Genomic DNA, 12,708 nt, shown 5'->3' with positions numbered 1-12,708 from the left:
TTTTATTAGGAATAAATAGTTCACTCGATTTTTCCATCGGGATAAGAATCCTTGTGTGTATCAATGATCCATTCCCGTACTTTCCCTGCTTCTATCGCCGGGAGTATTTCGGAGACCTCTTCCCAATCAAAATGAGTGAGATAGAGAATCCTGTCATCTTTGTTTACTCCCGCGACGTATAGGCCGTCTTCACTTCCCTCTCCGCCGATATAGGCTTCGTGGGCTAGAGTTTTCATTGCTTCCAGGACGGCTTGTATGCATATCCGGCGGGCTTCCTCGAAATTTTCAATGGTGAGTTCCATTCGTTTTTATATTTGGTTATAAATTAAGGCACCATGGCAACCCGGAAGCCCAGACGGAAGGCACGGCAGACCGGACGGCTGCCGTCCCGATGGAACACCTGACAGCTCCACGCATCGTTGGCGGAAGAACCACCACGGCCCACGCGGCCGGGACCACTTGCAGGACCAGCGGGATTCGTCTGCGGAGAATTGGCATAATATTCATCATCGTACCAGTCAGCGCACCATTCCCATACGCTGCCGCTCATGTCATAAATTCCTAATTCATTCGGTGCCTTCGTACCCACAGGATGATTGGAACCGGTTTCACAATTCCCTTGATACCAAGCCACATTATCTATCGTATTGCTGCCGCTGTATTTGAACCCCTTGCTCTTCGCTCCGCCACGGGCCGCATATTCCCATTGAGCCTCCGTGGGCAGCACATACTTTTTGCCTGTTAGTTCACTCAGTTTCCTGACAAATTCCTGCGCCTCGTCCCAGTTGACATAGTACATCGGATAATTGTCACCCACACCTGGCAGTCCCTGTTTTTCCTCCGATTTTTCCATCTGTTCCTCCACGCTCGTACCCATCACCGCCTTCCACAACCCCTGCGTCACTTCGTGCTTGCCGATGTAGTAATCGGATAAAGTTACGGCATGGACAGGCATTTCATCATTATCATACTCCCATCCCTCCGTAGTCGCTCCCATCTGGAACGTACCGCCCTGCACATAAACCATTTCGAAAGGGAAACCGGAAACAGCCTTTTCTTCATAATCCTTACCGCCGCGGCAGCCTGCAAACAACGCTGCGCACATCAGTAAATAAAACAACTTTTTCAACATTACAATTTAATTTATAGTTAAACAATGCCGATTTCACTTTCTGTGTGAATCATTCGAGTAGGCTGTGATGATATTCCTGATTACTTCTTCCGTCAATCCTCCTTCTCCGTCTCCTCTTTCCCCGTGGGGATTGCCTTGCCAGCGTACAATGCCATCCGGGTCAATAATGATTACCATGGGGATATAACCTTCAGCGCTGTATGTATTGAAGAGTTTAGCTTTGGGGTCCGTGGCTTGGTAAAAAATGATTGGCGTGTATTTTTCTTTCAATTTCTTTTTTGTTTTCTTTATTTCTTGAAGACCTTTTTCCATACTTTCTTTTGATTGTAAGGTAATGGCGATAAAAACAGCTTCTTTTTTAAATTTCTTGGAAAATTTATTCATCTGTGGAATGAATTTCACGCAAGGACCACAAAAGGTGGACCAAAAGTCCAAAATGATAAATTTCCCAGTTGTATCAGGTTTTTCGGTTATCCATTCTTTGACGTTTAACGCAGGGGCTTTCTTTCCTAAGAAGGGGCGGGCCCAGTCAAATTTTGTATCTTCCTGTGAAAATACTGATGTTACCGAGAAAAATGCTAACAAAAATAAGAATAATTTTTTCATGTTGAATATTGTTTTGTGTAATAGTTTATGATTTCTTGGTATTGGATTTCTTGGTTTCTTTTTTCTTTTGGTATTTGTTAAAGAAATTTTCCAACATATCTTCTGTTAAATTGAATGTGTTCTTCTCTCCTATGCCTTCTTTTAGCACGTGACCTTTCCATACGATGATTCCGTCTGGATCGATTAAATATGTCGTGGGCCATGCTTGGATGTTGAATATATCCTCGATTATTGCCTGTTCGACAATGCCCCTGTGGTAGTGAATGTCCGGTTCTACCATAAGTTTCACGAGATTGGTTTCATCACTGCTGAATCCTACTACTTGAAGGTGTTTTTTATACTTTTTTGCCAAATAATTCTGGTATGGCACCGTGCGATGGGTTACAGGGTAAGCCATGATGCACCAGAAATCGATAAGTACGAATTTCCCTTTTAATTTAGGTTTTTTCCCCAGCCATTCTTGTACGGCAAAATCCGGGAAACGTTGACCGACCAAGATTTCTTTTTTGGCCGTCATGTTTTTATTCGGTTGGGCTTGCGTGTTGCCGAAGCCGAAAAGTCCCAGTAATAATCCTGTAATAAGTAATATTCTCATTTCTTTTTATAATGTTTGCGTATTAGCTTTTTTAAAAATTTTTCTGAGATAATTTCTCCTTCCAGTAAAGGGAAACCCTCGTAAATGACTTTTCCCCGGGCATTTAAGATATAACAATAACCATAGACTTTGATTTTGAAATTCTTTACGGCTTGGGGGGCGTAGGCGTAAGGAAATTCTATCGCCGGTTCAATGTCCGTGATGTATTCCACGGGATCTGCTGTCAGACCAATAATATTCAACCGGTCTTTGAATTCCTTTGCAAATTTGTTGAAACGAGGTATGTCCACGTATGCGGGCAAGGGGTTGGAGGTCGACCAAAAATAGAGTAATGTCAATTTTTTATCGTTTTTTTCACTTGCTTTATTGATCCATTTTTCTACCGGGTATTCCGGGGCTAGTGCCCCCAAAAGGGTCGGGGGCCGTAAAGAACTGATACTTGTTTCTTCCTGTGCGGAACACCATGTCGTGAATAATAAACACGTGAGTGATAACCAAATTTTTATGCTAAGATTCATGTTATTTGTTTTATTTGTGGACCTCCCGCACGTAACGTACTGAAAGCATTTTATTTTTATTAATTAAAGTTCGTGCTATTTGATCGGAGTTATAACTTATCTGGCGGCAATAATGGAGGTTGCTGCCTTCTTTTTCCGGGGTTGCGCTCCAGTAAAAGCCGTACACATAGATAAAATAGGGTACAAAATCACTCCCGTCATATTCTCCCATGCCTCCCGTGCGGAGGTTTATCATGGTGCCTTCTTGCTGTTGCAGCAACGTGCCGACGGGATTCCCTCGCCAATCGGTGGCGTTCAAATCAGCATCCGGCATGCCCATTGCCTTTTCCAGTGCCTGCCAGTCTTCGTCCGTCGGGATGCGCCAGCCTTCGGGACAGAGTTCCAGGGCTTTTTCGTAGGTGTAAAGACATCCGAAGGTCTTGAGATTCTCTTCCTTTTCCAGCGCTCTGTCAACGGGATTTCTCGAGGGTTCATGGCTTATCTCGCATCCGTTCTGCGTCCAATCGTCCGGTTTGACATCGAGGTTCAGGTTGGTGGTCATCCACTCCAGGTTGCCATAACGTACCCACGGGAACTCAAGTCCCGTGGTTTCATCTTTGAACACTCCCTGTGCTTCCGGCTCAATGACCGGTATTTGTTGTTTGTCGTCGTCTGAGCAAGCCCAGCTTAAAATCAGTAAACCGATTGCAATAATTATTGATTGTCTTTTCATATCCTTTCTTTTTATGCATGTTTTATTCAGACAGCGAAACCTCCTTCAATCAGAAGTTGTTTCAACATGTCGTATTTTTTGAGAACCAAGGGGTAATCCGCGTATTCTGCTTTGAAATCCTCTTCCGAACCGTCAAGTATGAATTCCAGGTATTTTACTAAATCAGATTCCGAGCCATAAACCTCAAAATATTCCCATCCGTCATAATAATAAGCTAAAATTCCCGTTGCCTGGATGAAATCTTCCTCACTCCAAAATCCGTACTCATAATCATAGATATATTTACCATAATAATTCCTGCCGGGAGCGTAAAATTCCTGCAATTTTTCCGCTGTCAGATAATAATCCCTGATAAGACGGTTGAGGATTCTTTTGGCAAAGGCCTCTCCTTCGTTTTCCAGCATCGAGATATTGATGGCCATGGCACGGGTACCGAAATAGAAGTCTTGTTCGTAACCGCTATCCCACCAACCGTCTGTAGCCCCCTCCTCGCTCCACCACGTGTAAGCAATCAGATTGTCTATCAGCAAAAAGGAGTAAGGGTAATAATTTTTAGGCAAAACAGGCAAAATCTGTTTTTTGAGCAATTCAACCGCTGATTGCTGTTTCTCGTAATCCGATAAATATTCGAATTCAAATTTCCATAGGGCGGAGCTGTTTATGCCATACGACAGGTCTAACAATTCTGTAGTATACAACGGATTGCCGTACACGTCCGTCCCGTAATACTCGTTTTTCAACGTGTCCGTGAACAGCAGGTATGCTCCGGTTTCCTCGTAAAACTTCCGGCGCAATTGCGAGGTTGGGTCGGTGGCGCCCTCAGCCGGTGCGAACAGGTTCGGTTGAGGAGCGTTGGGAATCAGGTTGTCTTCCTTTTTGCATGAAAAACAACCCAACAAAATGATTCCGTAAAGGATATATGTTTGTATTTTTTTCATAGTCAGTTGAATTGGTTGATGGATATGTAAGTTCTTTCATTTCTCGGGTTCGGGGTCAATTCTTCAAACTGTATGACCTCGTAAGGTATCTGCAACGTCCACGCCGGGTCGCCGGCTTTCAATTCATACGTGTAAGTGGTCGATGCTGTTTGCCAATCGCCAAATTCCGTATACGTATTGCGGATGGCTTCGGTGAAAGGCTTTTTCTCGCATACGTTGTAGCGGCGCAAATCGAACCAACGGTGCCCCTCGAAGCATAGTTCCCGCCGTCTTTCTGTACGAATCTCCTCAATCAGGTCATCGCCTGTCAAAGTTGTCGCATCATAGTTTTCCATGCGGTGTTTGTGCAAATGATCCAACACTTCCCGGGCTTTTTTCTCATTGTCTCCTCCCATGTATGCGGATGCTTCGGCCAGATTCAGCCACGCTTCGGCGGTACGGAAGAGAAAGTTGCTCGATACGTTCGCATTGAATGCTCTCTCTTTCAAGTCAAATTTGTTGCAGAACATGTATAAATCCTCTAAACCCGACCAAGCATCTTCATCGATTGTCAGAAAATATTGCTTGCGGAGGTCACCTTCGGGGTAACATGCTTTTAAGCCTTCTGAAGCACTGAGTCCCTTCCAGTAAGTAGTAATCAGTGCCGATATGTCATTCCCGCCCATGGAGAAGATGATTTCGGGCGAGGAGGCATCTGCGAAGGCTTTGGACGTTCCGTCAAACGAGTTCAGGTCAATCAGGTCCGATTGCAAATCCAGGCATAATTGGGCATACTTGGCGGCATCCGGCCAGTTTTGCATGTAAAGGTATACGCGGCTTTGCAGCAGGCGCACGGCAGTCAGATCTGCCCGGTAGATGGATTTACGGGCGATTCCTTCTAGATTCGTTGCCGCATGTTCCAAATCCTGGAGGATTAAGGCATACACGTTTTCCAACGATTCGCGGGGGAACATTTTATCTTCAATCACGGGACTGGTTTTCACGGGTACCCCCAACGCAGTTGCCGCGCTGGCAGGCTGATACGGTTGCCCGTAGAGGTTCACAAGAGTAAAATAGTAGGCTGCCCGCAAGAAATAGGCTTCACCGCGAATCCGGGATATCGCTTGTTTTTCGTCATCGTTTTCCGCGGATAATTTGTCCACCTCGAAAAGTATCATATTGGCGAGGTTGATGTGTTTATACAATTTGTTCCAATCCGTATCCTCCGGGCTTGTCGTCAATTTGTCCGTGTGATACCCGACCCGGTATTGCCAGGTCACGTACCCGAAATACTGTTTTTGAAACCAGGAATAATCCGTATCCCAATCGGTACTCTCAAAATTCTCCTGGGTTTCATCTGCCATCAGATGGATATACGGGTAGTAGGCATGGGTTAAATTCATATCATAGAATTCCGTTTCCATGTATGTTTCCCCAATCAGTAATTCGTCCAGGTCCGCGTAATCCCGGACATAGGCTTGGTCCTGTGAATACTCTTTCAGAAAATCCGAGCAGGAAGAGAATAGTATCCAAAGTAAACCGATAAAATAAATATATTTCATAATCTGCTTTTTTAAAATGAAACACTAAGGCTAAATGACCACGTCGGACGTTCTGACAGTTGCGTTTCGGAGAAACCGCTCTGGATAGGAGTCTGTCCTTTCAGTCTCTTGGATTTGATGTCAAACAGGTTGGTCGTGGACAGCGAAGCGGTGAGCATGGATATGCCCCATTTTTCCAGTTTTTGTATCGGGAAGTCGTAGCTGAAACTTATGTTCGTGCATTTCAGGTAATTTCCGCTTACCACCCGGTGGTCCGATTGGTCATACATTGTCCATGCGTTTTCCGCAATGATTTGGATATTGTTTCTCGATTCGGCAAAAGACCAATGTTGGAGGTAGGCCACGCTTTCCGGGTTCGAACTATTTATAATATTCGGGATATCCGTGCGTTTCTCATCTCCCGGGTTGCGCCAACGATTCACCATTTCGTAATTGACATTTTTCTCCGGGTCGAAATTCAACCCGTCGTCGTATAATCCGAACAATCGGATTTTGGAGCCTAAACTGTAATTTAGGATAAAGTTTAACCGGAAACTCTTGTAGCGTAACGAATTCGTGATGCTACCCTGTGCTTTAGGGTCTCTTTGTCCCGAGGGGGTTAGCACCATCGTGTACGTGTCGTATTTGCTCAATCCCACGAGTTCTTGTTTCCGGTCCTGCATGTCGTTAAAAATAGGTCCTCCGTTACGCGGGTTCAAGCCGATGAACTTGTATGACCAGAAAGTGCCTACTGCATGGCCTTTGGTCAGGGCAGTACCGCTTAAAAAGTCATTCAATTCATATTCATCGACTCCCGGCAAGGTGTTCATTTCGTTGTACACTTTGGAGAATGATGTCGAAAGTGTCCAGCGGAAATTGTCGTTTGAGATAGGGGTTATCGTTGCGTCGATGCTGAAACCTTGATTGTCAATAGTCCCGGAGTTGATCACGTATTCTCCGCGTCCGTTTACGCTTGAAATCTTTTTTGTCAGGAAAGCGTCTTTCGTGTGTTTGTAATAGTAGGAAGTGTTCACTTGAAGAATGTCTTTGAATAAAGAAAAATCCAAGCCCACGTTAAAAGAACCTGTACGCTCCCAGCGTAAGTCTGGGTTCGGGTAAACCGATACCTCTGATGCCAATTCATTGTAATGGGTGTTGAAAGGCAATTTCTTCATAATCAATTCCGGGGATTGTCCGCTCAACATATTTCCTTGATAACCGTAAGAGAGACGCAATGCCATGTTGCCTACCCACGGGTTGTCCATCCTGGTGTGTTCCGAAATGTTGTACGAACCGGATACGGACCACACGGGTAGCAATTTTTCGTTACTTCTGCTTCCGAATTGGTTGGAACCGTCTACACGAGTATTGGCATTTAACGTGAAGTAGTTCTTGTAGCTATATGATACGGAAGCGTATCCGGAAATCATATTTGTCAGGTTGTCGGATGCGCTCGGCAAGTTGTATTGCATCCAGGCCTTATAATGTGGAAAATCATCCAAATTTATCATGGTAAATTGCTTTCCCCGGTCGGCGTAATATCCCCTGTCGGTACGGGAGAATCCCGCGTACTTGGAGGAACTGACCTCGTATCCCAGGTTGGCGGTGATGTTGTGCTGGTCGTCCGCCCCGAAATATTTGCTGATGTCCGCTTGCAAACGTCCCGTGTAAGCGTTATTGCGCGTGTATGTCTTTTTCAATTCTCCCCCGTAAGGCATTTCGTTGTAAATCGCCTCACCTTTGCCGGATACTTCCCCATACTCCGATTTACGCAGGCAGGCCGCATACCAGGTGCGATCGCCCAAGTAATTTTCCTGTTCCGTGTTGGAAGTTGAATACGAGAATATGGCTTGGAACGATAACCAGTTGGTCGCCTTGTAGCGCAAGTTTGCGGTTAGCGAGACCGCCGAATTATCTTGGTGCGAATAACTGTTATCCAGTTCGTTCAAGATATTGTAATCGTACAATTGTTGGTATGCGTATTGGCGTTTGTAGTAAATGTATCTCCCTTGGTCGTCTAAAGCGGGGATGGTGCGGCTCGTGGTGTAAGCGTAATCAATGGGGTTTACGCTTTCCTCGCTGTATTTGCGTTTGCCGATATTCGCGTTTAAATTAAGGCTGGTTGTGATCTTGGGAGATACGCTGGCATCCACGTTTAGGGCTGCGGTGTAACGTTCGTACTTGTTTCCTTTAATAACATCATTGTCTATGGAGTACCCGATGGATGAGTAGTAGCGGATTTCTTCGTTCCCGCCCGAGAGGCTTATCGTGTGCTGGTGAGAGAATGTATCTTCGGTTAATAAGTCGAACCAGTCGGTATTCGTGCTTTCCAGTTTGGCAACTTCCTCTGTGAATTGGGTGTGTGTGAGGGTTCCGTTGTATAAATCGTGCACGAGTCCTTCGTATCCGATTAAATTGACATCCGAGGAAAAAACGTTGTGTTTTTCCACCAAATCTTTAGAGAACTCCACCCGCTGTTTGGAATTCATCAAGTGGATGTTGCGGTCCGTGTACCGGGGACGGCGACGGTAAGTGGCGGAGAAATCGTAGTTTACGACAGGGCGTCCGATTTGACCTTTTTTCGTGGTAATCACGATTACCCCGTTTGCGGCTTTTACCCCGTAAATTGCCGTGGCGGAGGCATCTTTCAAAACATCGATACGGTCAATGTCTCTAGGGTTAAGTCCTGCGATAGCGTTACCGATACGGTTGATATAATCCGGGTCGTTCAATTCTTCCGGGTTGATGGGCACGGGATCCTGCACGATAATTCCATCTACCACCCATAGCGGTTCGCGGTTTCCCACGAGCGTGGATGTACCCCGGATACGGATTTTCGGGGCAACACCGACCTCACCCGAGTTTGTCATCATCATCATGTCCGGTATGCGTCCTTGAAGCATCTGGTCGATAGACATGGCTCCGGCGATCATCACGTCTTTGGCTTTCACGCTTGAAATGGCACTCGTTGATTTTTTCTTGTCTATCACTTGATAACCGGTGACAACAACTTCGTTCATCTCGTTTACGTCCATTTTCATCACGATGTTAATCACCTCTTTCGTGACCGTGATTTCCTGGGTTTGCATTCCGATAAAGGAGAAGATGAGTTTCATACCTAACTTCGGGACAATTAATGTATAATTCCCGTTTGCGTCTGTCGTGCTCCCGGTGGTTGTTCCTTTTACTAGGATAGTTACCCCTGGTAACGGCTCCCCGTTTTCATCTCTCACTGTTCCTGTGATTTTCTTGCTTGAAACGAGGGAACGGGCTGCAATTACGATAGCGTTCTTTTCCAACGTGTAGGTGTACTTGTCCGTTAAAATGAATTGCAATGTTTCATCCAACGTCATTTGCAAACGGGGCAAACGAACTATCTTCTGGGCATCTAGCAGGTTTTCGCTATAAAATACATCACATTTTAATTGCGTTGAAATTTCATCGAAAACTTGTTCAATCGTCATTTGTTGACTTTTGAAGTTTAGGTTGTCGCTAGGGGAGAGTTTGCCCGCTTGCAGCGGTATTATGCTTAGCAATAATACCGCTATAACCATAGCTGTTTTGAGATACTTCTTTTTCATTAATTTATTACTATTTAAATGGATAATATAGGTTGCTCTATTTTTTCAGGATAGTGATTGTGTGGTCTTTTATTTCAAAACGTATGACTTTTGTCCCTTCCAGGAGAGACAGGGTTTCTTTTAAAGAGCGGTCTTTGTCAATGACACCTCGGAATTTGAAATCTTTGACATCCTCTTCCTGGTATATGAAAGTGAAATCATACCATCGTTCCAGTTTCCGGGTAATATCTTCCAGGCGAGTGTCTTTGAAGTAAAGCTTCCCGTTTAGCCAAGAGGTATGTAATGTTGCATCCACTTGTTGCACTTCCGCTTTGCCTGTTTGGTTGTCAACGATGTATTGTTCGGAAGGGTGCAGCACGTGTAATTTCCCGTTATCCGATACGGATACTTTTCCCTCGACCAATGTTGTGCTCCAGTTCGGGTCGTCTGAATATGAACTGATATTGAATTTTGTTCCCAGTACCGTAACCTTTCGTTCTCCGGTGATGACTTTGAATGGCGAATTCTCGTTTTTCGTTACTTCGAAATAGGCTTCTCCTTCTAGGTATACGGTTCGGTTGTCTGCGGCAAATTGTACCGGAAACCGTAAAACGGATTCGGAATTAAGCACGATGAAAGTACCGTCCGGTAATTCAAACGAGAAATCGGCTCCTCTGGGTACCACTAAGCGGTTATAACGAATTTCAATGGAATCTTGGTGTTCCTCGTTGTTCCGGTAAGTTAATTGATTATGAATACTGTCTCGCGTGATGGATATTCCTAATTCTTCTTCGAGTAGATCGTTTATGTCTTCTAAATCAATACTCTTCCCGTTCGCTAAGGTTAATTCCACTTTAGCGGGGAGAGTGGGATGTTGGGATTCATTATGCGCAAGAGGTGTGGGGAATTGAGGTTCTGATAGATTGTTTACAAACAGAATGCACCCTAGAATGATTAGGGCACATGCGGCACACCCTGACCACAAGAGAATGACAGAATGTCTTTTCTTTTTCTTGTGGAAATTTCTTGCTTGAACTTTCTTCCATCCGGCTTCTTCGTCAAATTTCTTCTTTTTTTTCGAGTTGCACACTCGCTGTATTAAATAATCTAATTCATCTTTCATGATTTCGTTTTTATATCTTCGAGGTCCACAACTACCTCAAAAGGGTGATCGAAAAAATAAAAAAATGAAATAGAATGAATAAATTTATTGTATTCTTCTAAAATAGAGCCATATAAATAAGGAAAGATTTTTAATATCTTGCACTTTTTCCCGAATGATACGATAGGCTTTACTGACGTGTGTTTTTACCGTGTTTAACGAAACTCCCAATTCATCAGAGATTTGTTTGTAACTCTTTTGGTCCATGAAACTCATTAAAAAAACATTTTTGCATTGCGAAGGCAGTTCATCTATCGCCTGTTCGATTTTTTGCAATTTGATGAGTTCATCTTCGGAAAACTCGGATTTTTCCAAGTACTCGATAAATTCGGTCAAGCGAGGCATATGGTGTTGTTCTAAAGCCTGAGTTCGAATAATTTTTAAAGCCCCGTTGCGTACGGATTGATACAAATAAGATTTTAATGATATTGTAATGTTGATTTTCTGTCGATTCCCCCACAAATAGACAAAAGCGTCTTGTACAACATCTTCCGCTTTTTCGGCATCACCCAATATGCCCATGCTGTAATTACACAATTCTTGATAATACTTATGAAATAGAATTTCGAAAGAGTTTGCATCTCCTTCTATAATAGCTTTTAATATCGTGTTATCAAGATCTGTGTTTCCGTGCATGACCCTCTTGCGGACTTTGTTATCAATCGATTTTGTATGCAAATATATATAATGTCTTGAAATTTAGGAGTTGCATTTATAAATAAAATCGATAAAAAATCGGAGAAAATTGAAACGTATCGGCAATCATGTAAGTAACATGGGAAATTGCAGGTTACAAATTGAATGCCGGTAACCTGCAATTTCTCGTTTTTTTAATAAGCGTGGTGATCGTCTTGCACGTCTTGTATATCTATCTGTTTCTTGTTAAGGGCTCTCCATGCGTAGAAGATATACGCTATAACAAGGGGAGAAACCAAAGAAACGTATGCCATGGTTTTTAACGTGTAGTACGAGGACGAAGCGTTATAGATGGTCAGTGAGGAATTCAAATCCGTGTACGAGGGATAGAATGCCGTGTTGTTAAAGCCTGCCACGATGAACAGGGCGATAACGGCAAGTACGATACCGGCTCCGGAGAACCAAATTCCTTTTCTCCAGTGAGGTTTGATGATGGATTTGATGATGCCGAATAGAACCCCGGCAACTCCGATTAACAGAATCAGCGTGTTTAACGGCATTTCCAATAGGTTGTAGAAGTATTTGTACTGAACCAGTTGGATACTTTTATCTTCCATGATAGCGTAACCTTTACTTGTCAGAATGATACCGAGGAAAACCAACAGTAAGATGACGAAAGGAACCGAGTTGTACAATACTTGCTTTTTACTTCTTTCGTAAATAGCGTTATGTTTGATATTATTCATGAAATAGAGGGATGCCAGTGTCCGGGCAAGGAAAAAAATGGCTAACCCCAGGCAGATGTTGGCGAAGTTAAACAGGACTTCGATTCCCCGCCAAGGGCTCATCCAATTGACATCATTCATCTCGCCTAATTGGAACGGATTGCCCGTGAAGAAAGAACCGACCACGGCACCGATGCAAATTGTTCCGATCACCCCGTTGATAATCAAGAATGCATTGTAAGTGCGTTCGCCGAGCAAGTTACCCGCTTTCCGGCGGTACTCGTAGGACACGGCTTGTATCACGAAGCAAAACAACACGACCATCCAAGCAAGGTATGCCCCACCGAAGCTCGTTGAATAGAATAACGGGAAACTGGCAAAGAATGCCCCGCCGAACACGACCAGTGTCGTGAACGTGAATTCCCATTTGCGCCCAAGGCTGTTGACAAGTACATTGCGTTCGTCCTCGGTCTTGGCAATGGTATATAGTAGTGTTTGCCCTCCTTGCACGAATAGCAGGAAAACCAGCAGTCCGCCAAGCAGTGATATTAAAATCCACCAGTAGTGTTGAAGAAATTCCATATTCATTTTCGATTTATGATTT

12 protein-coding genes are annotated in these 12,708 nt (G+C 44.1%); all 12 read right to left on the bottom strand.

Annotated elements, in window-relative coordinates; all coding sequences use genetic code 11:
* Positions 1 to 20 precede the first annotated feature (20 nt).
* The 12 genes from BN8899_RS05470 to BN8899_RS05415 all read right to left on the bottom strand — a co-directional run bounded on the left by BN8899_RS05470 (position 21) and on the right by BN8899_RS05415 (position 12,692).
* A complete protein-coding gene (locus BN8899_RS05470) occupies positions 21 to 302 on the bottom strand; it encodes a hypothetical protein (protein WP_065218630.1) in 282 nt (93 codons plus the stop codon).
* A gap of 23 nt (positions 303 to 325) precedes the next feature.
* Positions 326 to 1,132 (bottom strand): formylglycine-generating enzyme family protein, encoded by an 807-nt coding sequence (locus tag BN8899_RS05465; protein ID WP_065218629.1) that lies wholly within the window; start codon positions 1,130 to 1,132, stop codon positions 326 to 328.
* A 33-nt stretch (positions 1,133 to 1,165) separates the two neighbouring features.
* Positions 1,166 to 1,738 (bottom strand): TlpA family protein disulfide reductase, encoded by a 573-nt coding sequence (locus tag BN8899_RS05460; protein ID WP_065218628.1) that lies wholly within the window; start codon positions 1,736 to 1,738, stop codon positions 1,166 to 1,168.
* A 25-nt stretch (positions 1,739 to 1,763) separates the two neighbouring features.
* A complete protein-coding gene (locus tag BN8899_RS05455) occupies positions 1,764 to 2,333 on the bottom strand; it encodes a TlpA family protein disulfide reductase (protein ID WP_065218627.1) in 570 nt (189 codons plus the stop codon).
* Positions 2,330 to 2,851, bottom strand: a complete 522-nt coding sequence (locus BN8899_RS05450; RefSeq protein ID WP_065218626.1) for a TlpA family protein disulfide reductase — start codon at positions 2,849 to 2,851, stop codon at positions 2,330 to 2,332. The genes BN8899_RS05455 and BN8899_RS05450 overlap by 4 nt, the downstream gene beginning before the upstream one ends.
* A gap of 10 nt (positions 2,852 to 2,861) precedes the next feature.
* Positions 2,862 to 3,563 carry a fibrobacter succinogenes major paralogous domain-containing protein gene (locus tag BN8899_RS05445; RefSeq protein ID WP_065218625.1) on the bottom strand — a complete coding sequence of 234 codons (702 nt, stop codon included), beginning with the start codon at positions 3,561 to 3,563 and terminating at the stop codon, positions 2,862 to 2,864.
* Positions 3,564 to 3,589: 26 nt separating this feature from the next.
* Complete coding sequence (locus tag BN8899_RS05440) at positions 3,590 to 4,501, bottom strand: hypothetical protein (protein WP_065218624.1); 912 nt, start codon at positions 4,499 to 4,501, stop codon at positions 3,590 to 3,592.
* 2 nt (positions 4,502 to 4,503) lie between these two features.
* Entirely contained in the window at positions 4,504 to 6,042 is a 1,539-nt protein-coding gene (locus BN8899_RS05435; protein WP_065218623.1) for a RagB/SusD family nutrient uptake outer membrane protein, read from the bottom strand.
* Between the two features lie 11 nt (positions 6,043 to 6,053).
* The gene (locus tag BN8899_RS05430) at positions 6,054 to 9,602 is read right to left on the bottom strand and encodes a SusC/RagA family TonB-linked outer membrane protein (protein WP_231932273.1); all 3,549 of its coding nucleotides are present in this window, start codon (positions 9,600 to 9,602) and stop codon (positions 6,054 to 6,056) included.
* A 37-nt stretch (positions 9,603 to 9,639) separates the two neighbouring features.
* Positions 9,640 to 10,704, bottom strand: coding sequence for a FecR family protein (locus tag BN8899_RS05425; RefSeq protein ID WP_065218621.1), 1,065 nt, complete (start codon positions 10,702 to 10,704; stop codon positions 9,640 to 9,642).
* An 84-nt stretch (positions 10,705 to 10,788) separates the two neighbouring features.
* Positions 10,789 to 11,379, bottom strand: a complete 591-nt coding sequence (locus BN8899_RS05420; protein WP_018339537.1) for an RNA polymerase sigma-70 factor — start codon at positions 11,377 to 11,379, stop codon at positions 10,789 to 10,791.
* A 194-nt stretch (positions 11,380 to 11,573) separates the two neighbouring features.
* Entirely contained in the window at positions 11,574 to 12,692 is a 1,119-nt protein-coding gene (locus BN8899_RS05415) for a cytochrome d ubiquinol oxidase subunit II (protein WP_065218620.1), read from the bottom strand.
* Positions 12,693 to 12,708 lie beyond the last annotated feature (16 nt).

The sequence above is a fragment of the Butyricimonas sp. Marseille-P2440 genome (assembly GCF_900091675.1).
GTDB lineage: Bacteria > Bacteroidota > Bacteroidia > Bacteroidales > Marinifilaceae > Butyricimonas > Butyricimonas synergistica.
The sequence above is the reverse complement of the archived record's forward strand: the minus strand, read 5'-3'. Positions and strand labels throughout refer to the sequence as shown.

Coding starts and splice junctions, on each gene's coding strand:
- BN8899_RS05470 (WP_065218630.1), bottom strand. CDS start 302: ATGGAACTCACCATTGAAAATTTCGAGGAAGCCCGCCGGATATGCATA.
- BN8899_RS05465 (WP_065218629.1), bottom strand. CDS start 1,132: ATGTTGAAAAAGTTGTTTTATTTACTGATGTGCGCAGCGTTGTTTGCA.
- BN8899_RS05460 (WP_065218628.1), bottom strand. CDS start 1,738: ATGAAAAAATTATTCTTATTTTTGTTAGCATTTTTCTCGGTAACATCA.
- BN8899_RS05455 (WP_065218627.1), bottom strand. CDS start 2,333: ATGAGAATATTACTTATTACAGGATTATTACTGGGACTTTTCGGCTTC.
- BN8899_RS05450 (WP_065218626.1), bottom strand. CDS start 2,851: ATGAATCTTAGCATAAAAATTTGGTTATCACTCACGTGTTTATTATTC.
- BN8899_RS05445 (WP_065218625.1), bottom strand. CDS start 3,563: ATGAAAAGACAATCAATAATTATTGCAATCGGTTTACTGATTTTAAGC.
- BN8899_RS05440 (WP_065218624.1), bottom strand. CDS start 4,501: ATGAAAAAAATACAAACATATATCCTTTACGGAATCATTTTGTTGGGT.
- BN8899_RS05435 (WP_065218623.1), bottom strand. CDS start 6,042: ATGAAATATATTTATTTTATCGGTTTACTTTGGATACTATTCTCTTCC.
- BN8899_RS05430 (WP_231932273.1), bottom strand. CDS start 9,602: ATGAAAAAGAAGTATCTCAAAACAGCTATGGTTATAGCGGTATTATTG.
- BN8899_RS05425 (WP_065218621.1), bottom strand. CDS start 10,704: ATGAAAGATGAATTAGATTATTTAATACAGCGAGTGTGCAACTCGAAA.
- BN8899_RS05420 (WP_018339537.1), bottom strand. CDS start 11,379: ATGCACGGAAACACAGATCTTGATAACACGATATTAAAAGCTATTATA.
- BN8899_RS05415 (WP_065218620.1), bottom strand. CDS start 12,692: ATGAATATGGAATTTCTTCAACACTACTGGTGGATTTTAATATCACTG.